This is a genomic window from Acidovorax sp. 1608163, from assembly GCF_003669015.1.
Classification (GTDB): domain Bacteria; phylum Pseudomonadota; class Gammaproteobacteria; order Burkholderiales; family Burkholderiaceae_C; genus Acidovorax.
Window position 1 is genome coordinate 1,966,657 of sequence record NZ_CP033069.1, and the last position, 22,432, is coordinate 1,989,088.

Consider the following 22,432-nt stretch of genomic DNA (forward strand, 5'->3'; position numbering starts at 1 on the left):
AGGCGCCGAGCCACTGGCTTGAAAAGCCAGCGCGGCGGGGGGCTAAGGGGCGTTCGGGCACCATGCCCCGAGTTTAGGCGGGTTCAGCCCCTAGCTTCGGGGCCACAGCCTTGTGACAAGCCCGGTTGACAGCAACGTGCCGCTGACGATGACGGCCGCGCAGCCCAGCATCCACAGCGTCACGGCCTCGTGCAGGAACAGGCCGCCGTACAGCACGGCAAACAGCGGGGTGATGAAGGTCACTGCCAGGGCGCGGCTGGGGCCTGCGTGCTCGATCAGGCGAAAGTACAGGATGTACGCCACGGCGGTACACAGCAGGGCAATCGCCACAATGGCCGCCCAGGCGCGCAGCCCCGGCATCTGGGCGGGCCAGAACCACAGGGTGGGCAGCGCCAGGGCCAGGGCCGCACCGAGCTGGCTGCCTGTGGCGGTGGCAATGGGTGGCACACCCATGAGCTTGCGGCGTGCATAGCTGGCCGCAATGCCATAGCAGCACGATGCCGCCAGGCAGGCCGCAATCGCCCAGCCCGCCTGGTCAGACTTGACGCCCACCCCGGCTGGGGCGCGCCAGGCCAGCAGGGCCACGCCCACAAAGCCCAAGGCCAGGCCCAGCCAGCGCAGGCGGTTGATGCGGTCGCCCAGCCACAGCCAGGCCACTAGGGCCCCAAACAGCGGCACCGTGGCGTTCAAGATGGACGTCAGCCCGGTCGCGATGTGCATCACGGCCCAGGCATACAGCGCAAAAGGAATGGCCGAGTTGACCACCCCGGCCAGCAAGATGGGCCGCCAGTGCTGGCGCAGCGCAGGCCATTGCCCCTGGCGCAGCAGAATGGGCCACAGCAGCACCGTGGCCAGCGCCACCCGCAGGCCCGCGGTGACGATGGGTCCAAACTCGGCCGCCCCCAGGCGCATGAAGAGAAAGGACGCACCCCACAGGGCGGCCAGCAGCACGAATTCGCCCAGCCAGGAAGACATGGGCGCGGGGGAGGGACTGTTCACTCGGGGGCTTTCTGGGGTGGGGCTGGAAATTGTCACGGTTTCTGCTGGGCCCTGCTGGCGCGGGTTTGTCGGGGCACCGGCGTGCTGCGTGGGCTGTGTGCGCTATGCAGGCATTTCTTCCAGCGCCAGCAAGGCGGCTTTGCGCGGCAGGCCTCCGGCGTAGCCGGTGAGGCTGCCATCCGCCCCCAGCACGCGGTGGCAGGGCACCACCACGCTCAAGGGGTTGCGGCCCACGGCGGCAGCCACGGCACGCACGGCACTGGGGCGGGCGATGGACTGGCTCAGCGCGCCATAGCTGGTGGTGTGGCCGCAGGGCAGGGCCAGCAAGGCACGCCACACGGTTTGCTGAAAGGCCGTGCCCACCGACAAATCCAGCGGCAGATCAAACACCTTGCGCTGGCCTTGCAGGTATTGCTGCAACTGGGCTGCAGCTTGCAGCAGGGTGGGGTGCTGCGGTGCAGGCGTCCAGGCGGGTGTGTCCTGCAATGCTGGCGGAAAGTGCTTTTGCCCGTCAAACCACAGCCCGGCCAGCCCCTGCGCGGTGGCGGCCAGCCAGACGGGGCCCTGGTCGGTAGCGATGCGGGTGTACACGGTGTTGGTGGGGTAGTGCATGGTGTTTTATTGAAAATGGCCTCTAGCGCTTGATAGATAAGCGCTAGCAGCTATGGATTTGATAGTGAATTTGCGACGGGCGGTGTGGGGGCTGCCGGCTCGGCACTGGCCTCCAGGCTGGCCCAGGCGCGCACCACGGCGTAGCTGCGCCAGGGCTGCCAGGCGGCAGAGGCCTCGGTGGCCGCCCGGGCGGGTTGCTTTTGGCCCTGCACGCCCAGCGCTTTGTGCAGCGCCACATCGCCCGCCACAAACGCATCGGGCCAGCGCAGCACGCGCATGGCGATGTACTGCGCCGTCCAGTCGCCAATGCCGGGCAGGGCGCACAGGGCGCGGGTGGTGGCGGGCACATCGGCGGTGCTGTCCAGTGTGATCTGCCCGGCATCCACCGCCCGCGCCAGCGCCACGATGGCCGCCTGCCGCTGGCGCACGATGCCCAGCTGCCCCAGTGCTTCACCCTCGGCCCGGGCCAGCACATCGGCGGTGGGGAACAGGCGGCTGAGCTGCGGCCAGGGGGTGGTGATGGGCTCGCCAAAGCGCTCGACCAGCCGCTGCCCCAGCGTGCGCGCCGCCGCCACGGTGATTTGCTGGCCCAGCACGGCACGCACGGCCAGCTCCAGCCCATCCCACGCGCCTGGCACCCGCAGGCCGTCGCCCTGCGGAAAGTCGGCGTGCAGCACCGCGTTGATGGGCGCGGGGTCGGCATCCAGGTCCAGCAGGGCGCGCACGCGCCGCAGCACGGCGGGCAGCACGGGGTACAGGCTGTCGCTGGTTTGCAGCAGCACCTGGTGGCGGGCGGTATCAAACTGCGCCTGTACCCAGCCGGTGATGGGCTGTGCCCCTGTGCTGGGCCGCAGGCGCACGGTGCGCCGCAGGCTGGGTGCGGCACCCTCGGGCTGCGCCCACTCCACGCCATGGAACTGGCGCTTGGCAAAAAACGCCAGCAGTGCCGGGGCGTCCAGCGGCGGGCGGTAGGCCAGACGCAGCGTGCCCGTAGCCCCTTCGCCCGCCACCGCGCCGCTGCGCCGCAGGGCGGTGGGGCTCAGGCCGTAGTGCTGGGCAAACGCGGCGTTGAAGCGGCGCACGCTGCCAAAGCCACTGGCCAGCGCCACCTGGGTCACGGGCAAGGGGGTGTCGGTCAGCAGCTGCTTGGCCGTCAGCAGCCGCCGGGTCTGCAGGTACTGCAGGGGCGACAAGCCCAGTTGCGCCTCAAACAGGCGGCGCAGGTGCCGGTCGCTCACGCCCAGGCGCTCGGCCAAGGCCTGGGCGCTGTGGGGGTCGCTTTGCAAGGCGTCGGGTGCGTCCAGCAGGCGCAGCGCGTGGTGCACCAGCAGGTGGCTGGCGTCCTGGGTGGACCACACCATCGAGGCGGGCGACACCTCGGGGCGGCAACGCAGGCAGGGCCGAAAGCCTGCCCGCTCGGCCTGGGCCGCTAGGTCAAAAAAGCGGCAGTTCTCGCGCTTGGGCGTGCGCACCGAGCACACCGGGCGGCAGTAGATGCCGGTAGAGGTCACGCCCGTGAAAAACCGCCCGTCAAAGCGCGCATCCCGGGTGCGCAGCGCCATGTAGCGCCCATCGTCCGCGTCTTGCGGCGGGTGCGGCAGTGGTGTTGGGGGCTCGGTGCTGGGGGGCGTGGGCTGGGAGGGCATGGCTTGGCATGATAGGCCGATGCCTTTGGAAGACTGGCCGTTTTCGGACCTGTGCCTGCTGGGACCGACTGCGGGGCGGTTCGCCCCCCTGAGGCACCTACAATGCGGCGGTTATCTGCCGTGCCTCCTTGGCCCCCTGGCTGGAGCAGCCAACGTGGCGCCCCCCGGCCCTTGCCGCAAAGGCAGGCGCGCCACCTGACTGCGGTCAGGTTTTTCACGGCATTCATCCCTCTCGGAAAGGCCCTTTACGTGCAACTCTCGCCCGCCATCTTCAAAGCCTATGACATTCGCGGCATCGTGCCTTCGACCCTGAACGAGTCCGTGGCCCTGGGCCTGGGCCGGGCGTTTGGCACGGCCGCTCGGGCGCAGGGGCAGACCGTGGTGGCCGTGGGGCGCGATGGGCGCCTATCGGGCCCCGCGCTGGCGGGCGCGCTGATCCAGGGGCTGGTCGAGGCGGGCATCGAGGTGATTGACGTGGGCATGGTCACCACGCCCATCCTGTACTTTGCGGCCCATACGCTGTGCGCCAGCGGCATCCAAGTCACCGGCAGCCACAACCCCAAGGACTACAACGGCTTCAAGATGGTGTTGGGTGGCCGCGCCATTTACGGCGAAGAAATCCAGGCCCTGCGCCGCACGATGGAGGCCGATGCCTGGCAACTGGTGCCCGGCGGCAGTGTGCGCCAGGCCGATGTGCTGAGTGCCTACCGCGAACGCATCGTGGGCGATGTGAAGCTGGCCCGCCCCATGAAGGTGGTGGTGGACAGCGGCAACGGCATTGCGGGGGCTTCGGCGCCTGCCATCTTCCGCGCCCTGGGCTGCGAGGTGATTGAGCTGTTTTCTGAGGTGGACGGCAACTTCCCCAACCACCACCCCGACCCGAGCAAGCCCGAGAACCTGCGCGACCTGATCGCTGCGCTGCACAGCAGCGACGCCGAGCTGGGCCTGGCCTTTGACGGCGACGGCGACCGTCTGGGCATCGTCACCAAGGACGGTACCAACATTTTCCCGGACCGGCAGATGATGCTGTTTGCGCGAGACGTGCTCTCGCGCGTGCCCGGTGGCGAGATCGTTTTTGACGTGAAGTGCACCCAGCGCCTGGCCCCGGCCATTGCCGAGGCGGGCGGTGTGCCGGTGATGTTCAAGACCGGGCATTCGCTCATCAAGGCGCGCATGAAGGAAACCAACTCGCCCCTGGGTGGCGAGATGAGCGGGCACATCTTCTTCAAGGAGCGCTGGTTTGGCTTTGACGACGGCACCTATGCGGGCTGCCGCCTGCTGGAGATTGTGAGCCGCAGCAGCGACCCCAGTGCGGTGCTCAATGCGCTGCCCACCAGCCACTCCACCCCCGAGCTGAATGTGGCCTGCGCCGAGGGCGAGCCGCACCGTCTCACGGCCGAGCTCCAGGCCCTGGCTGCCAGCGCCTTTGCCGCCCCCGCACAGATCAACACCATCGACGGCCTGCGCGTGGACTGGCCCGATGGCTTTGGCCTGATCCGCGCCAGCAACACCACGCCCGTGCTGGTGCTCCGGTTCGAGGGGCACACCCCCGAGGCGCTGCACCGCATCGAGGCTGCCATGCTGGCCTTGCTCGAAAAGGTCAAGCCCGGCGCCGCCGTGGGCAGCGCTGCCCACTGACGGGCTGAGCCTTTGCCGCCTTGCCCACCCAGCCCCCGCGTTTTCCTCTCAGGCGATCGATTCCATGACCTCTTTCTCGGTGCCCGCCGGGCTCACGGTGGCTGCAGCGCAAACCCTGGTGTGGCCCGGTGACGTGGCTGCCAACGTGCAGCAGCATGTGTTGTTTGTGCAAGCCGCTGCCAGCGCGGGCGTGCAGTTGCTGGTGTTTCCAGAGCTGTCGCTCATGGGCTATGAGCCCACACTGATGGCCCGCAACGTGCTGGCGCCCGATGCCCCGCAGCTGGCGCCGCTGTGCGATGCCGCAGCCCAGCACGGCATGGTGCTGGTGGTGGGCACGGCAGTGGCGGCCGAGGCTGGTCAGGCCAATCCCGGCATTGGCTCGGTGGTGCTGCACCCCGATGGCCGCACCGAGCTGTACCGCAAGCACCATTTGCACGACGGTGAGCAGCAGTTTGCCAGCCCGGGCGCTGCGCCTGCCCACGTGACCGAGCTGGGCGGTGAGCCCGTGGGCTTGGCCGTGTGCGCCGACATCACCCACCCAGAACACGCCCAGGCCGCGCGCGCTGGCGGCGCTGCGCTGTATGCCTGCAGCATGGTGCTTTCGCCCGGCGGCTACCCCGCAGAGAGCGCGCTGCTGCAAGGCTATGCCCGCACCCACGGCATGGCCGTGCTGATGGCCAACTATGGCGCGCCCACCGGCGGCTACCTGTGCGTGGGGCGCAGTGCGCTGTGGGCGCCGGGGGGCGACCTGGTGGTGGCCGCCCCTGGCGTGGGCGCTTGCCTGGTGGTGGGACGGCGCAGCGAAGGCGGCGGGGCAGGAGCCGTGGCAGGTGCCTGGACGGGGGCTGTGCTGCCCGTGCCGGGGCTGGCGCCATGAGCTTCGCCCGCGCCCTCTACACCGCCGTCACCTGGTGCGCCCAGCCGCTGCTCAAGCGCAAGCTGCGCCGCCGCGCGCGGGCCGAGCCGGGTTATGCCGTGGCCGTGCCTGAGCGGTTTGGCCGCTATGCCCAGCCCATGGACAGCCTGGTGGCCCACAGCAGCATGGACTTGATGGGGCGTTTCGTCTGGATCCATTCCGTGTCGCTGGGCGAGACCCGGGCCGCCGCCATCTTGCTGCGCGAGTTGCGCGCGCAGCTGCCCGGCATGCGCCTGCTGCTGACCCACGGCACCGCCACGGGCAGGGCCGAGGGCGAGAAGCTGCTGCAGCCCGGTGATGTACAGGTCTGGCTGCCGTGGGACACCCCTGGCGCCGTGGCCCGCTTTCTGCGCCAGTTTCGCCCAGCCATCGGGGTGCTGATGGAAACCGAGGTCTGGCCCAACCTGATTGCTGGCTGCCAGCAGCGCGGCGTGCCCTTGGTGCTGGCCAATGCGCGCCTGAACCTCAAATCCTGGCGCGGCGCGCTCCGCCTGGGGGCCTTGGCGCGCCCGGCCTACCAGGGGCTCACCGCCGTGTGGGCGCAGTCCAAAGCCGACGCGCAGCGCCTGGAAGACCTGGGCGCGCCCGTGCGTGGGGTGCTGGGCAACCTTAAGTTTGATGTGGTGCCCGATGCCGCCCAGATGGAGCGTGGCCGCAGCTGGCGCCTGCTGACGGGGCGCCCCGTGGTCATGCTGGCCAGCAGCCGTGAAGGGGAGGAAACCCAGTGGCTGGAATTTATTCGATCAAAACAGCTTGCAGCGCAAGCAGATAAAGCGCGAGAAGCTCCTGAAAATATAGCAAAAGCCACGCCCCATTCCCCGGGGCAACAGTCAGTGCAATGGTTGATCGTGCCGCGCCACCCGCACCGCTTTGATGAGGTGCAGCAATTGCTGCAGGGTGCGGGGTTGACCGTGTCGCGGCGCAGTGCCTGGGCGGGGGACGCCCCGGTGCCCGCCGATGTGTGGCTGGGCGACTCGGTGGGTGAAATGGCTGCTTATTACGCCATGGCCGACGTGGTGCTGCTGGGGGGCAGTTTTGCCCCGCTGGGAGGGCAAAACCTGATCGAAGCGGCTGCCTGTGGCTGCCCTGTGGTGGTGGGGCCGCACACCTTCAATTTTGCCGAAGCCACCGAGCTGGCCTGCGAAGCCGGTGCTGCCTGGCGCACCCCGGGGATGCCCGCCGCAGCGCAAATGGCCTGCACCCTGGTGCAAGACCCTGAGCGTTTGAAAGCCGCCCGCGCAGCAGCGCAGTCGTTCGCCCGGGCCCACCGGGGGGCGGCGCGTGCCACGGCCCGGCAGGTGGCCAATTTGCTGGGCATTTCGCCGTCGTCGCTGGCGGTGTATGCCGAGGGAGACACCCGGCCCGCCTGACCTGTTGCGCCGGGGGCAGCGGTTTTTCGGCGGCGCATTTAGAACAGTTTCTCAGGACGGCTGCGATGCGCCGTCCCCTTCACCCAGCGCGCTTTGCACCTTTTGCAACGCCATGCGCAGCAGCAGCCGGGTGCGGGCCAAGTTGGTGCCCTCGCGGTGCATCCACAGCCACAGCACCTGCGTGGGCCAATGGGGCAGCACCAGGGTGAACTGGTAGTGCCAGCCATAGGTGGTGATCAGCTCTTCGGTGGTCCACTCGCCATCGGCCTCTGCGGCGCGGTGCAGGCGCAGCAGCACCTCATCGCACGCGGCGGAATGGGCGGCTGCGGCAGCCGCTTCGGCCTCGGGTACCGCCCCCGAAGTGCTCAACCACCGGCCTTGCTCCACGTCCAGCCAGCCGCCCCAGGCCCCTTCGGGCAGGATGGCCACGGCGTCTTCGAGGGCCTGCTGCAACACCTGGTGGTCTTTGGAGCGAGGGGGCGCGCCAGTGGTCTGCGTGGCAGCCAAGTCCGCTGGCGCCATCGCAGGTGCGATGGCCTGGAGCAAGGGGGCCGGGGCCGTCACTGCAACGTCCGCGGGCTGGGGCAATGCGGCTTGGGGAGTCTGTTGCCAGGACACGGCGGGGGCTGCCGAGTCGGCCGGGTCGTGGGCCTGCTCGAGCAGGGGCTCGGGCGGAAACTCCAGCATGCGTGCGATGGCCGTCCAGATGGGCTCACCCGACAGCACCGAGGCCACGAGATCGGTGGTGGGCAGGTGGGCCTGCGTCGCCATTTCAGAAAACGACTGCGACAGATCGGCATCGCGCCCCGATGTGACGAACAGCACCTGAGGGCGCGAATGCAGCATGGCCGGGTGGCGCAGGGCCTGCTCCACCAATTGCACATCTTTGCCTGTAGCGTTGTTGCGGGTCAAAAAGACGGCGATCTCCACCTTGCTGAGCAGCGGTTGCGACAGGGTGGAGCCGAGCAGATCCAGGCTGATGCCCACCATGCGCACGGCACCCAGCGGGCCCGCCAGCACGTCCACGTAGTCGATGGGGAAGGTGTCCGCGTCCAGCCCCGTGCTGGAGGCCTTGAGCGTGTGGGGGTAGCCGCGAAAGCGCGTGGCCACGTGGCTGAAGATGGGGTTGAACCACAGCAGCGAGCTGCTGAACACCGCCACTTGCCGCACCCTGCCGCGCGGCTGGTCGGGCGGTGCCAGGGGCGGTGGCGCCGTGGGGGTGCTGGGCATGAGGAAATACCGAAACAGGTCCGGGATGGCCGCCATGGAGTCTTGCGCGCTGAATTTGCGCATGTGGGCCAGGCGCAGGTCCATGTTGGTCACTTTGGCGGGGCGCTCGACCAGGTTGGCGCTCCACTGGGCAAAGCGCTGCTTGGTCACGGCCAGCGACAGCAGCACCGTGGGGGGCGTGTTGCCCCAAAAGCCATTGATGCGGTGCACCAGCCCTTGCACCGCCTCGCGTTCGCCTTCCACCAGGTGCAGGTAGTACCCATCGGCCACGGCCAGCAGCCCGGTGAGGTGGTTGCGCCGGGCAAATTCTGCCGACGTGGCGATCAGGCTGCTCAGGGAACTTGAGCGGTCTGAGGGGCCCTGCGTCTGGCCGTAGTAGCACACCAGATAAAGCGGGTTCTTCTTCATGGCGTCACGAGGGGGCGGGAGGTGGCGGTGGGGGCCATCAGCCCAGTGCGCTGCTTGAACCCATGCAAGGCCCCCGCGTCCCTGCCGCAGGGGCAGGCGACTGGGGGCGGGGAGGGGCGTTGCGCTTCGGTCGATGGGGTAAACACCGAATCATTGTCACCGTAAATTTGTGACTCTTGTACGAAGGAATGCGCTAGCCATCGTGCGCGCGGGCCGTGCCCAGGGCTGGGGTGTTGCGGCTACGCAAGGGCGCCGCCGCGGCCCGCAGGACGGAGAGGCCGCAGGGCCTCTGTGTTTTGTTACAAATGCACGGCGCCGGGTGCTGCTTTCACGCGACAGCCAATGCAGGCGCAATCCCCAAAAGCCCGATGCGGAGGACGGCCCATGTGGGCCGCCCGCAGATCGCTGCGTCAGGGCTGCTTGGTGCCCGTGCCTGTTGCGCCTGTTGCCGGCGATGGGGCCAGCAAGCTGTTGATCCGGGCCACGTCTTCTTGGGTGAGCGTGCCAGCAGCCTGGCGCAGCTTCAGCGTGCCCAGCAGCACGTTGTAGCGGGCCTGGGCCAGGTCGCGCTTGGTTTGGTAGAGCTGGCTTTGGGCGTTGAGCACGTCGATGTTGATGCGCACGCCCACTTGGTAGCCCAGCTTGTTGGCGTCCAGGGCGCTTTGGCTGGAGGCCTCGGCCGCTTCCAGTGCCTGCACCTGCCCTTGGCCCGACTGCACACCAAAGAAGGCCGCACGGGTGGCTTGCGCCACGTTGCGGCGGGCGGTTTCCAGGTCGGCCTCGGCCTTGGTTTCCAGGGCCAGGGTTTCCTTGACGCGGTTTTGCACCGAAAAGCCTGCAAACAACGGCAGGTTGAAGGCCACGCCCACGCTGGCCACGTTGGTGCGGCTGTTCACGCCGGGGGTGGTAACGGTACCCGTGGGGTTGCGGGTGATGTTGTAGCCCGCCTGCAAGTCCAGGGTGGGGCGGTGGCCGGTTTCGGCTTTCTTGGTTTCCAGCCGGGCAATGTCCAGCGCCATGGCGGCCTGGCGCACGCCGGGCTGCTGGTCGCGGGCCAGGTCCACCCAGTGGTTGACGTTGGCGGGCTCCACATTGGGCAATTGCACCGGTTGGGCCAGCGGCACGGGCTGGGCGTTGGTCACGCCCACCAGTTGGTCGAGTGCCAGCTTCTTCACGCGCAGGTCGTTTTCAGCGGCAATTTCCTGGGCGATCACCAGGTCGTAGCGGGCCTGGGCTTCGCGCGAATCGGTGACGGTGGAGGTGCCCACTTCAAAGTTGCGCTTGGCAGACGCCAGTTGCTCAGACACGGCCGTCTTTTGCGCCTGCACAAAGGCCAGGGTGTCTTGCGCTGCCAGCACGTCGAAATAGGCCTGGCTCACGCGCACCAGCAGGTCTTGCGTGGCCGCGTCCAGTTGGGCTTGGGCCACATCCACGCCGCGCTGGCCTTGCTCCAGCGCAATGCGGTTGGCGGGGCGGTACAGCGGCTGCGAGGCGTTCACGCCCAGGGTCTGGGTGCTGGCCGTGCGTTCAATGTCGGGGCGGCTCACATCGGTCTGTGCCCGGGTCACCCCCGACGTGAGGGCGGCGCTGGGCAGCAGGCCTGCCTGAGCCTGGTCGGCGCGGCGTGCGGCGGCGTCCAGCTGTGCACGTGCTGCCTGCCAGGTGGTGTCGTAGGTGCGGGCTGATTCCACCAGCTCCGTCAGGCTCTGGGCATGCACCGGGGCGCACAGGGCTGCACTCAAAGCGGCGCCAAGCGCCAGTGTCAGGGAGGTGGGCCGAAAAGCTGTCATGAAAGTCCTCAGAGTGTCTGCACAAAAGGGATGGAAACGGCTTGCCGCAGGGCGGAATCAGTAGCGGGGCACAGCGGGGTCGACTTCATGCGACCAGGCGTCAATGCCCCCTGAAATATTGGCCAGGTGTTCAAACCCGTGCTGCTCTAAAAATGCAGCCACATTCATGCTGCGCATGCCGTGGTGGCACAGGCAGGCAATGGGCTGGTCTTTGGGCAGCTCGCTCAGGCGCCCGGGGATTTCGCCCATCGGGATGGCCCGCAGCTCGAACCCCTCGGCCCGCACACTGGCGGTTTGCAGCTCCCAGGGCTCGCGCACGTCCAGCACCAAGGGCTGGGTGCCCGCTGGGTTGGCGGCAAACCATTGCGCCAGTTGGGCAGGGCGAACGCGAGTGATCATGCAGAACTCCGAAGACGAGGGGGTTAGAACGAGAAGCTGGAAGGCTCAGGGAAGTTGACCAGGCGGGGGGCCGTGGTGTCCCAGGGGGAGGTGGTCACAAACCGGTCACCTTCGCGGCGAACCAGGGTGAACCGCATCACGGGGTCGGTGCCCACCACGGCGCCCAGGCGGCCGCCGTCGCGCAGCAGGGCCAACAGGTTTTGTGGGACCTGGGCCACCGAGCCGCTGAGCAAAATCACATCAAAAGGGCCGTCCGGCACTGCGTCACGGGCACCGTCACCCTGGCGCACGTCGGCGTTGTGCACACCAGCGTTGCGCAGGTTATCTTGCGCCATGTTGACCAGGGCGGGGTTGATTTCCAGGGACACGACGCGCTCTGCGCGGTGGGCCAGCAGGGCGGCCATGTAGCCCGAGCCCGCGCCAATCTCCAGCACGCGGTCGGTAGGCTGGATGCGCAGGTCTTGCAGAATGCGTGCTTCCAGGCGGGGTTGCAGCATGCTGTGGCCCTGGCGCACGGCTGCTTCGGCGTCGTCGCCCAGCAGGGGCACTTCAATGTCCATGAAAGCCAGGCTGCGGTGGGCTGCCGGCACAAAGTCTTCACGGCGCACGGCAGACAGCAGTTCCAGCACGTCGGCATCCAGCACGTTCCAGGGCCGGATCTGTTGCTCGATCATGTTGTAGCGGGCCTGGGCGACGGGGTCGCTGATGTTGGCGGACGTGTTCAGTGGCAAATTCATCGAAGGTCTCCAGTGGGAGTGCGGGTCAGGACAAACCCTGAATTTTAGATGGCCCGGAGGCCGTTTGGCCGCGTCCCATCTTGCCAAGGGCCCAACGGGCCAGATCGTCCATATAGCAATACACCACAGGCACCACCACCAGCGTCAAAAGCGACGAGGTAATCACCCCGCCAATCACCGCCTGCCCCATGGGCGCACGCTGTTCTGCGCCCTCGGACAACGCAAACGCCAGCGGCACCATGCCGAAGATCATGGCCAGCGTGGTCATGAGGATGGGGCGCAGCCGCACACGGGCTGCCAGCAGCAGGGCTTCGGCACGGGGCAGGCCGGGCACGGTTTCGCCTGCGTCGTTCACATGTTCCTCGCGGGCGCGTATGGCGAAGTCCACCAGCAAGATGGCGTTCTTGGTGACCAGCCCCATGAGCATGACCACGCCGATGATGGAGAACATGGACAGCGTGGAGCGGAACATCAAGAGCGCCAGCACCACGCCAATGAGCGTGAGCGGCAGCGAGGTCATGAGCGCCAGTGGCTGCAAGAAACTCTTGAACTGGCTCGCCAGGATCATGTAAATGAAGATGATGGCCATGGCCAGCGCCGAGATGGCATAGCCAAACGACTCGGCCATGTTCTTGGTGGAGCCGCCGAACTGGTAGCGGTAGCCGGGTGGGAAGGCCATGGTGTCCAGCACCTTCTTGATGTCGTTCGACACCTCGCCCGCCGAGCGCTGGGCCACGTTGGCGTTGATGGCCACCTCGCGCGTCAGATCGCGCCGGTTGATCTGGTTGGCGCCGGTGGATTCGGTCACCCGGGCCACTTGGTTGAGCCGCACGATGCGGGTGGTGCCGTCGGCCGCTGTCAGCGCAAAGGGCAGTCGTTCCAGGTCTTGCGGGGTGGTGCGGGCCTCGGGGGCCAGGCGCACGTTCACGTCGTAGGTCTGGTCATCGGGGGCACGCCAGTTGCCCACCGTGGTGCCCGCCACCAGCGTGCGCAGCGAGGCGGCCATGGGCGCCACAGACAGGCCTAGGTCAGACGCCGCATCGCGCTTGACCTCCAGCGCCACCACGGGCTTGTCGGGCTTGGCGCTGCTGTCCAGGTCCACCAGGCCGGGAATGCCCTGGATTTTGGCCGTCACCACCTGGGTCAGCCGCTCCAGCTCTTTGAGGTCGGGGCCTTGCAGTGAAAACTCCACCTGCTTGTTGCCACCCACTGCATCCAGCAAACCCACGTGCGTGACGGTGATGCCGGGCACCTTGGCCAGTTGCTCGCGCAGCACGTCGGACATCTGGTCCACGCTGCGGCTGCGGTCTTTGCGGTCCACCAGACGCACATAGAGGCTGGCGTACATCTTGCCCTGTGCGTTGCCGGTATTGATTGTTGCCAGGGTGTAGCGCACCTCGGGCATCTGGCGCAGGATGCCTTCCACCTGGCGCGCCTTGGCCTCGGTGGCCTCCAGCGACGAGCCCACGGGCGTGTAGAAGTTGACGGTGGTTTCCGAAAAATCGGCCTTGGGCACAAATTCGGTGCCCAGCAACGGCACCATGAAGATGCTCAGCACAAAGATGCCCAGCGCAATGAACAGCGTGGCCAGCTTGTGCACCAGCGACCAGCGCAGAAGGTGCTGGTAGCCCTCGGCCAGCGCGTCGGTGGCCCGGTCAAACCAGCCTGTGACGCGGCCAATGGTCTTGTCGTAGAGCGTGACAGGTGCGCCGTGCTGGCCGTGGGCATGGATGCTCGGGTCGTGCCAGATGCTCGACAGCATCGGGTCGAGCGTGAAGCTCACGAACATCGAAATCATCACCGCCGCGACGATGGTGATACCGAACTCGTGGAAGAACTTGCCGATGATGCCGCCCATGAACCCGATGGGCATGAACACCGCCACGATGGACAGCGTGGTGGCCAGCACGGCCAGGCCAATTTCTTGTGTGCCGTCCATGGCTGCGGCATACGCGCCTTTGCCCATCTGCACATGGCGCACGATGTTCTCGCGCACCACGATGGCGTCGTCGATCAGCAGGCCCACGCACAGAGAGAGCGCCATCAGTGTGATCATGTTGATGGTGAAGCCAAACATGTTCATGAACAGGAACGTGCCGATCAACGCGATGGGCAAGGTCAGCCCCGTGATGACGGTGGAGCGCCACGAGTTCAGGAACAAAAATACGATGAGCACCGTGAGTGCGGCGCCTTCGATCAGCGTCTGGCGCACGTTGTTCACCGCCACGCGGATGGGGCGTGCGCTGTCGCCAATCACCTCCAGGCGCACGCCAGGGGGCAACTGCTTGCGGATGTCCAGCACCGCCGCGTTGAGGCCATCGACCACCTCGATGGTGTTGTCGCCCTGCGCCTTTTGCACCGACAGCAGCAGGGTGCGCTGGCCGTTGTACAGGGCCAGGCTCTCCACTTCTTGTGCGCCATCGTTCACCCGGGCGACCTGGTCGAGCCGGATGGGCGCGCCTGCGCTGGCCTGGCCCGTGGCTGGCGCGCCTTTGCGGGCCACGATGATGCGGCCGAAGTCTTCGGGGCGCTGCATGCGCGCGTCAATTTGCACCACGCGCTCTTGGGCAAGCGAGCGGATGGCGCCCACAGGCAAGTCCTGGTTTTCGTTGCGCACGGCGGCAACCACCTGGTCGGGCGTCACGCCGAACGTTTCCAGCGCTTGCGGGTTCAGGTAGATGTTGATTTCGCGCTTGGTGGCGCCCACCAGGTTCACGGCTCCCACGCCGCGCACGTTTTCCAGGCGCTTTTTCAGCACTTGCTCGGCCCAGGTGGTCAGCTCTACGGCAGAGGGCGCGGCGGCACCGGCCGTGGCCCCGGCTGTGTCGTCGGGCAGCACGGCCAGCGACCACACGGCGCGGCTGGCCGGGTCAAAGCGCAGCACGCGGGGCTCTTTCACTTCGGTGCGCAGATTGGGGCGCACGGTAGCCACTTTCTCGCGCACGTCTTCGGCGGCCTTGCGCCCGTCAATGTGCAGCTGGAACTCGATGATCACTACCGCCGTGCCCTCGTAGCTGCGGGAGGTGAGGGCGTTGATGCCCGCAATCGAGTTAACGCCTTCTTCGATCTTCTTGGTGACCTCGCTCTCCACAATCTCGGGCGAGGCGCCGGGGTAGTCCACCGTCACCACCACCACCGGGAAGTCGATGTTGGGAAACTGGTCCACCTTCAGGCGCTGGTAAGAGAACAGGCCCAGCACCACGATGGCTAGCATCACCATGGTGGCGAACACGGGGTTTTTGAGGCTGACTTTGGTGAACCACATGGCGATGGACCTGCGGGTTACCGGACCGTGGTCGATGCCGCGCTGGCTGGCGCTGCCGCCACTGGGGCTGCGCTGGCTGCCGCGCCTGGAGCGGTGGCGACCGCCGTGCCTTCACGCAGTGGCCCAATGCGCCCGGCAACCACCGAGGTGCCTGCAGGCACGCCTTCAATCGCCACCAGGGTTTGGCCCTGCACCACGGCACGCAGGCCGGGCGTGACGGGGCGGTGCACCACGCGCCTGTTTTCCACGGCCTGGACATAAGGGCGGGGCTTGTCGGTGCGCACGGCGTCCAGCTCCACCGCCAGCACCTGGGCCTGGCCGGTGGTCAGCAGCCCTTGCACAAACAGGCCCTGGCGCAGGGCTGTGGCTGCATTGCCGGGTGCGCCGGACGTGGGTGTGTTGTTGGCATCCACCCGCAGGTACACCGGCACCGTGCGGTTGCCTGCTTGTGCGCTGGGGTTGATACGCACCACGGTGGCCGTGACGCCTTGCTTAGAGCCTTCCAGCTCCAGCTGGGCTTTTTGGCCCACGCGCACGGCCAGAGAGTCTGCGGGGCTGAGCAGGGCTTCAAGCTCCAGGCGGCTGGAATCCACCACCTCCAGCACCCGCCCGTCCAGCGCCATACGCTCGCCCGGCTGGGCCAGGCGCTGGGCCACCTGCCCGGCAATGGGGCTGCGCAGCACCGTGTCGTCCAGCGCCTTGCGGGCCACATCGGCCGCGGCACGGGCGGCTTCGTAGGTGGCTTGGGCTGACTGCAGGCTGGCTTGCGAGTTGACCAGCGCAGTGGAGGAGATGAAACCCTGATCCACCAGGGCCTTGTTGTTGTCGAGCTGGCGCCGGTTGATGTCCACCTGGGCCTTGGCGGCGTCGGCCTGTTGCTGGGCCTGGCGCAGGCGGGCTTGCGATTCGGTCGGGTCAATGCGCGCCACCACCTGGCCTGCGCGCACGCTGTCGCCCTCGCGCAGGGTCAGCCCTTGCAGCTCGCCCGCCACGCGGGCCTTGATCATGGCCGAGTCCACCGCCCGCAGCGCGCCCGATACGGGCACCCCCAGCGCCAGGCTGTGGGCTTGCACGGTGATCACCTCGCTTGCCGCCAGTTGCAGCGGTGCCGCTTCACGCTGGCTGCTGGCTTCGGCCAGTGCTTTTTGCTGGGCCTGCCGCGCCGCCATGGCACGCCACACGCCCAGGCCCAGCAGCACAACAACCAGGCCAGCGGCCGTCCAGGTGATCCAGCGTTTCATGGGGGTCAGGTGTGGGTGGGGGAAGGGCCTGGGGCAGGGCGCACGCACAGGCCATGCAGGATGTTGTCAATCTGCGTGCGGATGTACTGCTCGGGCTTGAAGTTCTCGTCGGGCAAAGAGCACGGGCCCATAGAGTTGTTCCACAGCATCAGGAACATCATGGGCGCCAGCACGATGTAGGTGCCGTAGTCCAGGTCCATCTCGCGGAACTCGCCGCGCTCCATGCCGCGCTGCAAAATGCGCCGGATGAGCGCACGGCCGGGCAAAATCACCTCTTGCTGGTAGAACTGCGCGATCTCCGGGAAGTTCTGGGCCTCGCTGAACATCAGCTTGGTGATGCCCGACGCTTTGGTGGCGCCAATGCGCTCCCACCAGACCTGGTAGCAGTAAGTCAGTACCTCGCTGGTAGTGCCGACAAAGGTTTGCAGGTCGGTGTTCCATTCGGCAAAGCGGCCCACAATGTTCTCGCGCACCACGGCTTTGAACAGTTCTTCCTTGCTGGGAAAGTACAAAAACAGCGTGCCCTTGGACACCCCGGCGCGGGCGGCCACCTCGTCCACCCGCGTGGCGGCAAAGCCTTTTTCGACAAACAAATCCAGCGCCGCCTCCAGCAATTCGCCAGGGCGCGCTTCTTTGCGTCGGCTGCGTTTGGGGGCAGCTTCGCTGGCGGTGGGGTCGTTCAAAGGATTACGGGGCATTTTTTACTGACTGACTGGTTAGTAATGTAGCAATCGCCCCTGGTGCCGTCAATCTGGTTTCTTGGAGGGAGATCGTTGCTGGCCTCAGGGGTTATCGAGAGCGATAAATAATGGGCCCGACTACCGAGGAAACAAGCCATGACCTTGCAAACTATCACCCTGGGCGGGGGCTGCTTTTGGTGCACCGAAGCCGTGTTTGACCGTGTGCGCGGCATCACCGATGTGGAAAGCGGCTACACCAACGGCCACACCGTGAAACCCAGCTACGAGCAAATTTGCGAAGGCGACACCGGCCACGCCGAGGTGGTGCGCCTGACCTTCGATGCCGATGAGATCAGCCTGGAAGAGATTCTGGAAATCTTCTTTCACACCCACGACCCGACCACGTTGAACCGCCAGGGCAACGATGTGGGCACGCAGTACCGCAGCGGCATCTATTACGAGAGCCCGGCGCACGCAGAGATTGCCAACACCATGCTTCGCCAGATGACCCAGGACAAGGTGTTTGCCGCCCCCATCACCACCGAGGTGAAGCCGTTGGACAACTACAGCACGGCTGAGGCCTACCACCAGGACTACTTTGCCAACCACCCCAACGCGGGCTACTGCGCCTTTGTGGTGGGTCCCAAGGTGGAGAAGTTTCGCAAGACGTTTGTGCGCTATCTGAAGGGGTGATTGCCAAGGGGCAATGGCCACGGGAGTGATTTCTCCCGTTCAGGCCTGGGCTTTTGTGGCAGCTGTGTCGGTGCATAATGCAACCCAATTGCGTTAATGGGGTGCTGCATTGGCCCCAACCTTGTCCCCCATGCCCGTCTCCTCGTCCCCATTGCTGGCTCAGCCCACGGCCTGGGCTCTTCCTCCTGGCATGCGCGCCACCCGCGCGACGCGGGCCTTGGCACTGCTGTATGCGGACCAGCCCCATGCGGCGTGGTCTGAAGCCGAGGTGGAGGCGGCACTGGCTGCAGCGGGTGCCCCGGTGAACCGGGTCACCGTCTACCGCATGCTCGACCGCTTTGCCGCTGCTGGCTTGCTGCTCAAGCAGGTGGATGCCGCCCGCGTGACGCGCTATGCGCTCGCGCCGCAGGGCGAAGAGGGCGCTGCCCCCCGTTTTGAATGTGACGATTGCCACCGCCAGTTCCGCCTGTCGCAAGGCGCGGCCCCGGTGCAGTCGGCCTTGCAAGAGGTGTTGCAGGCGCTGGCGTCTGCCGGGCACGAGGGGCTGGCGGTGGACATTGCCGTGCGCGGGCGCTGCGCGGGCTGCGCGCACCCAGGCGCTGGGGCCGCCGCATGATCCGCACCCGGGGCTTGGCCTACCGCTATGGCGCGGGGCCGCAGTTGCAGTTTGCCGATGTGGACCTGCCGCAGGGCGGCACCTTGCTGCTGCAGGGGCGGTCGGGCGCGGGCAAATCCACCTGGCTGGCCCTGGTGGCTGGGTTGCGGGGGGCCACGGGCGGTGATTTGTTTGTGGCGGGGATCCAGCTGGGCACGCAGCGCGGGGCCGAGCTGGACGCTTGGCGCGCGCGCAGCATTGGCTTTTTGCCGCAAAAGCTGCACTTGAGCAGTGCCCTCACCGTGGCCGACAACCTGGCCCTGGCCTACTTTGCGGCGGGCCTCCCACGCGATGATGCGGCCATAGCCCAGGTGCTGGCCCAAGTAGGTGTGGCCGATCTGGCGGGGCGCAAGCCGCACCAGCTCTCGGGCGGGCAGGCGCAGCGCGTGGCCCTGGCCCGCGCCGTGCTGCTGCAGCCCGAGCTGCTGCTGGCCGACGAGCCCACCGCCAGCCTGGACGACGAAGCCGCCGCCGATGCCCTGGCCCTGCTGCAAAGCAGCGCCGCCACCTGCGGCGCCAGCCTGGTGATTGCCACCCACGACCAGCGTGTGGTGCAGGCCCTGGCCGGTGTGCCGCGCCTGCAGCGGCTGGACCTGAATGCTGGCACCGCCGCGGCCCCACAGGGCCAGGGTTTGAATGAAATGGGCACCCAGCGCACGCTGGATAAGCGGTAAAAGCTATGAAAAATATAGCAAAAACAGCCGCTTTGGCCTGGCGCTACCTGTGGTCGCGGCCGCTGGCTGCGGCGCTCAACCTGCTGCTGCTCACCCTGGGCTTGGCCGCCATCACGCTGGTGCTGCTGGTGTCCACCCAGCTCGACCAGGCCTTTGAGCGCGACCTGGACGGCATTGACCTGGTGGTGGGCGCCAAGGGCAGCCCGCTGCAGCTCATCCTGGCGGGGGTGTTCCACATCGACGTGCCCACGGGCAACATCCCTTTGCAAGAGGTGCAAGACCTGCAGAGCAACCCGCTGGTGTCCCAGGTGATACCGCTGAGCCTGGGCGACAGCTACCAGGGCTTTCGCATCGTGGGCACCACGCCCGACTACCCCGCCCACTACCGCGCCGAGCTGGCCCAGGGCGCCCTGTGGCAACAGCCCATGGACGCTGTGCTGGGCGCCACGGTGGCGCGCAGCGTGGTGCAGCCGGGGCACGAAGGCGAGCCACTGGTGGGCGCCACATTTGTTGGTACCCATGGCCTGGGCGCTGGGGGGCATGCCCATGGCGACCACCCCTACCGTGTCAGCGGCGTGCTGGCGCCGTGCGGCTGTGTGCTCGATCGGCTCATCCTCACCAGCACCGAATCGGTGTGGCTGGTGCACGAAACCGCCACCGCCGATGACCCTGAAGACCTGGAAATCCTGAAGCAAGAGCGCGAAGTGACCGTGGCCCTGGTGCGCTACCGCACGCCGCTGGCCGCCGTGTCGCTGTCGCGCGCCATCAACGCCAACACCTCCATGCAGGCTGCGGCACCGGCCATTGAAGTGACCCGCCTGCTGCGCCTGCTGGGCGTGGGGGCCGATGTGCTGCGCGCCTTTGGTGGCGTGCTGCTGGCCGTGGCGGCGCTCAGCGTGTTCATTGCGCTGTGGAACGCCGTGCGCGAGCGCCGCTTTGACCTGGCCATGCTGCGCATGCTGGGCGCCCCCCCGGGCCGCGTGGCCGGGCTGGTGCTGTGCGAGGCGCTTTGGTTGGCGGCCCTGGCCTGCGCCTTGGGCCTGCTGCTGGGCCACGGCCTGGCGCACGCGCTGGGCTGGGCGCTGCAGGCGCAGGGGCTGTTGCCGGTCACCGGGGCCCTGTGGCTGCCCGAAGAGGCCGGGGTGCCCCTGCTGGCGGGCCTGGTGGCCGCGCTGGCGGCCCTGTTGCCAGCCATGCAGGCTTACCGCACCGATGTGGCCGACCTGCTGGTGCAGCCTTGATCGTTATGTGTTTTGTTGTCCGTCGATCTCACCTGAAAGGAATCACCATGAAAAAACTGTGGACGGCTTTGTGCCTGGCCCCCTTGCTGCTGGCCAGCGCTGCAGCCTTGGCCCAGGGCCACTCTGACAAGGAAACCAAGGAAGACATCGAGCGCCACCGCGCCATGGCCGTTGCGCACGAGGCCGCTGCCAAATGCCTGGAGGCTGGCAAAGGCGAAGCCCAGTGCATGAAAGACCTGCAAGCGGCGTGTAAAAACCTGGCCATCGGAAAATACTGCGGTATGAAGCACGCGCATTGATGGCTTGGGATGTCCTGCATAACGCCCTGCGGTCTGTGATAGCGCGGCCTCGGGCAGTCCGCTGCGTTGCTTTTCTTGCCAATAGCCCTGCTATTGGCTGCGAAAAGACGCCTTGCGGCCTATCCCGATCCGCACTACCACCGACTCGCGAGGGTTATGCAGGACATCCCTAGCCGCCCGATGTGCCTCGCACCGTTTTGGTTTTGCGTTGATTGAAAGAGCCCGGCCCATGGTCTGCCGAACTTCCTACACGTCCCGCACTGGGATCCCCACGGGCGCCCTCAACCGCCTGGATGCGCATAGCCCTGTTTGGGCGCTGGCCTGGCTGGCGGCGGCGGGTGTGCTGCTGGGCGGGGTGTTGCCGGGGGCGGCGCAGGCGCAAGCCCCCGGTGCAGCGGGCGCGTCCGTGCTCAGCTCGCCTTTGCCCGCAGGCACCCACGGGCAGCCTGCGGTGGCGGGCTCGGGGCCGGGCTACCACAGCCCCAACAGCCCGATTGCCCCGCTGCCCGTGCGGGGCGACGTGGTGCCCTGGTCCGTGTTGAGTGACCTGAAGAAAAACACCACCAAGACCGCCGTGCTGCCCGTCTTCAACGCCCAGCAGCAGGCCATGCACCAGACGGTGCAGCGCATCCAGGGCTTCATGGTGCCCATGGACGCCAAGCCCACGCAAAAGCACTTTTTGCTCACCTCTGTGCCGCTGACTTGCTCGTTCTGCATCCCGGGCGGGCCTGAAAGCATGGTTGAAGTCAAGGCCAAGACGCCTGTGCGATATTCGCTGGAGCCCGTGGTGGTGGAGGGCAAATTCAATGTGCTGCCCAACGACCCCTATGGGCTGTTCTACCGCATGGTGGAGGCCGAGCCCGTGAAGTGAGGGCAGGGGGCTCGCCCAGGCGCTGCCTTGGCCCACACTGTTTTGATGCTGTTTGTTTTTTGAGTTTGCCGACTTAGGAGGCTGTCGGACTTGGAGCGTTGATCGCGAAAACCGAAGGTTTCACCAAAATTGGCCCCGCTGCGGTCCATTTGCAGCCGACGATTTCCAATTCCGATAGTCTCCCCAACCCGCTGCCTATTTCGCCCTTGCCCTTGCCCATGTCCAAGCCCCTGTTGCACCACCGCCCACCTGCGCGCACCGCACTGCGCACGCGGGCTGGGGTGCGCGCCTGGAACGCGGCCTGGCTGGCTTGGTTGCTGCTGGCCCTGGTGCTGGTGCCCACCCTGGGTCGGGTGCACCAGGCCTTGCACTCCACCGTCCACCTCACCACCCAGCTCCCTTTGCAGGTGGGTGGGGTGGCGCCAGCGGTTGGCACCGCCCCCCCGGCACACGCCCACACCAGCGCACAGGGCCTGCCCGCGCCCGTGGCATCCAAGGCCTTGGCGGCCCTGGTGCCCACCCACGCCAGCGGGGCAGACTGCCTGTTGCTGGACCAACTGGCCCTGGCCGATGTGCTGCTCGCCCCCGCATTGGGCGTGCCAGCCAGCCATGGCATCCATGCCGCCCCGGTGGGCTGGACGCAGCATGCGTTCGCACTGCACCGGGCGCTGTTCCAGGCCCGCGCACCGCCTGCAGCCCTGCGGGCTTGACATACGCAGGCCCCAGTTGCGGGCCCGAGCCGCTGACCGTTGCGATCTGACCCGGTGGCCTTGGGCTGCCAGGGCAGCGGGTGGCTTCTGCTGCGCCCGTTCGCTCCGCGCATTCCCTCTGGCCTATTGCTTCCCATCCCGTGCTGTGCCCTGCGTGGCGGCTTCGCTTTGGGTTGATTGCTCCTGTTTTGATAGCTGCTTGCGCTTGATTGATAAGCGCTGGCGTGCATTTTTGTTCTATATCCCGCAGAGTGGGCTGGCCTGTGCCTGTCTGCCATGGCGCGCTGTGTGTTGCGTGTGTTGCGCTGTGCGTGCTGCGGGGTGGTTGCGTTCGATTTTTCTGATTCCCAAGGTTTCC

The 22,432-nt window shown here is 67.1% G+C and carries 20 protein-coding genes; 10 read left to right on the top strand and 10 right to left on the bottom strand.

The window, feature by feature from the left end; genetic code table 11:
- Positions 1 to 90: 90 nt before the first annotated feature.
- The 3 genes from EAG14_RS08865 to EAG14_RS08875 form a co-directional block, all read right to left on the bottom strand.
- Positions 91 to 975 carry a DMT family transporter gene (locus tag EAG14_RS08865; protein WP_099655715.1) on the bottom strand — a complete coding sequence of 295 codons (885 nt, stop codon included), beginning with the start codon at positions 973 to 975 and terminating at the stop codon, positions 91 to 93.
- A gap of 126 nt (positions 976 to 1,101) precedes the next feature.
- Positions 1,102 to 1,611, bottom strand: a complete 510-nt coding sequence (locus EAG14_RS08870; protein WP_099741349.1) for a methylated-DNA--[protein]-cysteine S-methyltransferase — start codon at positions 1,609 to 1,611, stop codon at positions 1,102 to 1,104.
- 50 nt (positions 1,612 to 1,661) lie between these two features.
- Positions 1,662 to 3,257, bottom strand: coding sequence for a DNA-3-methyladenine glycosylase 2 family protein (locus EAG14_RS08875; protein WP_121728623.1), 1,596 nt, complete (start codon positions 3,255 to 3,257; stop codon positions 1,662 to 1,664).
- Between the two features lie 249 nt (positions 3,258 to 3,506).
- On the opposite strand from EAG14_RS08875, the gene EAG14_RS08880 reads away from it, so the two are divergent.
- From EAG14_RS08880 to EAG14_RS08890, 3 genes are all read left to right on the top strand, one after another.
- Complete coding sequence (locus tag EAG14_RS08880) at positions 3,507 to 4,895, top strand: phosphomannomutase/phosphoglucomutase (protein WP_121728624.1); 1,389 nt, start codon at positions 3,507 to 3,509, stop codon at positions 4,893 to 4,895.
- Positions 4,896 to 4,959: 64 nt separating this feature from the next.
- On the top strand, positions 4,960 to 5,772 hold the full coding sequence (locus EAG14_RS08885; RefSeq protein WP_121728625.1) for a carbon-nitrogen hydrolase family protein: 813 nt from the start codon (positions 4,960 to 4,962) through the stop codon (positions 5,770 to 5,772).
- Positions 5,769 to 7,181 carry a 3-deoxy-D-manno-octulosonic acid transferase gene (locus EAG14_RS08890; RefSeq protein WP_121728626.1) on the top strand — a complete coding sequence of 471 codons (1,413 nt, stop codon included), beginning with the start codon at positions 5,769 to 5,771 and terminating at the stop codon, positions 7,179 to 7,181. The genes EAG14_RS08885 and EAG14_RS08890 overlap by 4 nt, the downstream gene beginning before the upstream one ends.
- 51 nt (positions 7,182 to 7,232) lie before the next feature.
- Here the strand turns inward: EAG14_RS08890 and EAG14_RS08895 are convergent, their stop codons facing one another.
- From EAG14_RS08895 to EAG14_RS08925, 7 genes are all read right to left on the bottom strand, one after another.
- Complete coding sequence (locus EAG14_RS08895) at positions 7,233 to 8,819, bottom strand: BLUF domain-containing protein (protein WP_121728627.1); 1,587 nt, start codon at positions 8,817 to 8,819, stop codon at positions 7,233 to 7,235.
- Positions 8,820 to 9,229: 410 nt separating this feature from the next.
- The gene (locus EAG14_RS08900; RefSeq protein WP_121728628.1) at positions 9,230 to 10,609 is read right to left on the bottom strand and encodes a TolC family outer membrane protein; all 1,380 of its coding nucleotides are present in this window, start codon (positions 10,607 to 10,609) and stop codon (positions 9,230 to 9,232) included.
- A 57-nt stretch (positions 10,610 to 10,666) separates the two neighbouring features.
- On the bottom strand, positions 10,667 to 11,008 hold the full coding sequence (locus EAG14_RS08905; protein WP_099655707.1) for a rhodanese-like domain-containing protein: 342 nt from the start codon (positions 11,006 to 11,008) through the stop codon (positions 10,667 to 10,669).
- A 23-nt stretch (positions 11,009 to 11,031) separates the two neighbouring features.
- A complete protein-coding gene (locus tag EAG14_RS08910) occupies positions 11,032 to 11,745 on the bottom strand; it encodes a protein-L-isoaspartate O-methyltransferase (protein ID WP_099655706.1) in 714 nt (237 codons plus the stop codon).
- Between the two features lie 25 nt (positions 11,746 to 11,770).
- Positions 11,771 to 15,010: an efflux RND transporter permease subunit gene (locus EAG14_RS08915; protein WP_121728629.1), complete on the bottom strand. Its 3,240-nt coding sequence runs from the start codon at positions 15,008 to 15,010 to the stop codon at positions 11,771 to 11,773.
- A 17-nt stretch (positions 15,011 to 15,027) separates the two neighbouring features.
- Complete coding sequence (locus EAG14_RS08920; protein ID WP_121728630.1) at positions 15,028 to 16,251, bottom strand: efflux RND transporter periplasmic adaptor subunit; 1,224 nt, start codon at positions 16,249 to 16,251, stop codon at positions 15,028 to 15,030.
- A gap of 5 nt (positions 16,252 to 16,256) precedes the next feature.
- Positions 16,257 to 16,949 (bottom strand): TetR/AcrR family transcriptional regulator, encoded by a 693-nt coding sequence (locus EAG14_RS08925; protein WP_121728631.1) that lies wholly within the window; start codon positions 16,947 to 16,949, stop codon positions 16,257 to 16,259.
- A 138-nt stretch (positions 16,950 to 17,087) separates the two neighbouring features.
- Between EAG14_RS08925 and msrA the strand changes: the two genes are divergently transcribed.
- The 7 genes from msrA (at position 17,088) to EAG14_RS08960 (ending at position 22,074) form a co-directional block, all read left to right on the top strand.
- The gene (gene msrA, locus EAG14_RS08930; protein ID WP_121728632.1) at positions 17,088 to 17,624 is read left to right on the top strand and encodes a peptide-methionine (S)-S-oxide reductase MsrA; all 537 of its coding nucleotides are present in this window, start codon (positions 17,088 to 17,090) and stop codon (positions 17,622 to 17,624) included.
- Between the two features lie 190 nt (positions 17,625 to 17,814).
- Positions 17,815 to 18,240, top strand: a complete 426-nt coding sequence (locus tag EAG14_RS08935) for a Fur family transcriptional regulator (protein WP_099655701.1) — start codon at positions 17,815 to 17,817, stop codon at positions 18,238 to 18,240.
- Positions 18,237 to 18,953, top strand: coding sequence for an ABC transporter ATP-binding protein (locus tag EAG14_RS08940; RefSeq protein ID WP_121728633.1), 717 nt, complete (start codon positions 18,237 to 18,239; stop codon positions 18,951 to 18,953). The genes EAG14_RS08935 and EAG14_RS08940 overlap by 4 nt, the downstream gene beginning before the upstream one ends.
- 5 nt (positions 18,954 to 18,958) lie before the next feature.
- The gene (locus tag EAG14_RS08945) at positions 18,959 to 20,194 is read left to right on the top strand and encodes an FtsX-like permease family protein (protein ID WP_121728634.1); all 1,236 of its coding nucleotides are present in this window, start codon (positions 18,959 to 18,961) and stop codon (positions 20,192 to 20,194) included.
- Between the two features lie 47 nt (positions 20,195 to 20,241).
- Complete coding sequence (locus EAG14_RS08950) at positions 20,242 to 20,493, top strand: hypothetical protein (protein ID WP_099741334.1); 252 nt, start codon at positions 20,242 to 20,244, stop codon at positions 20,491 to 20,493.
- A 229-nt stretch (positions 20,494 to 20,722) separates the two neighbouring features.
- Positions 20,723 to 21,364, top strand: coding sequence for a DUF3299 domain-containing protein (locus tag EAG14_RS08955; protein WP_121728635.1), 642 nt, complete (start codon positions 20,723 to 20,725; stop codon positions 21,362 to 21,364).
- A 218-nt stretch (positions 21,365 to 21,582) separates the two neighbouring features.
- Positions 21,583 to 22,074, top strand: coding sequence for a hypothetical protein (locus tag EAG14_RS08960; protein ID WP_240456974.1), 492 nt, complete (start codon positions 21,583 to 21,585; stop codon positions 22,072 to 22,074).
- The last annotated feature ends 358 nt before the right edge of the window (positions 22,075 to 22,432 follow it).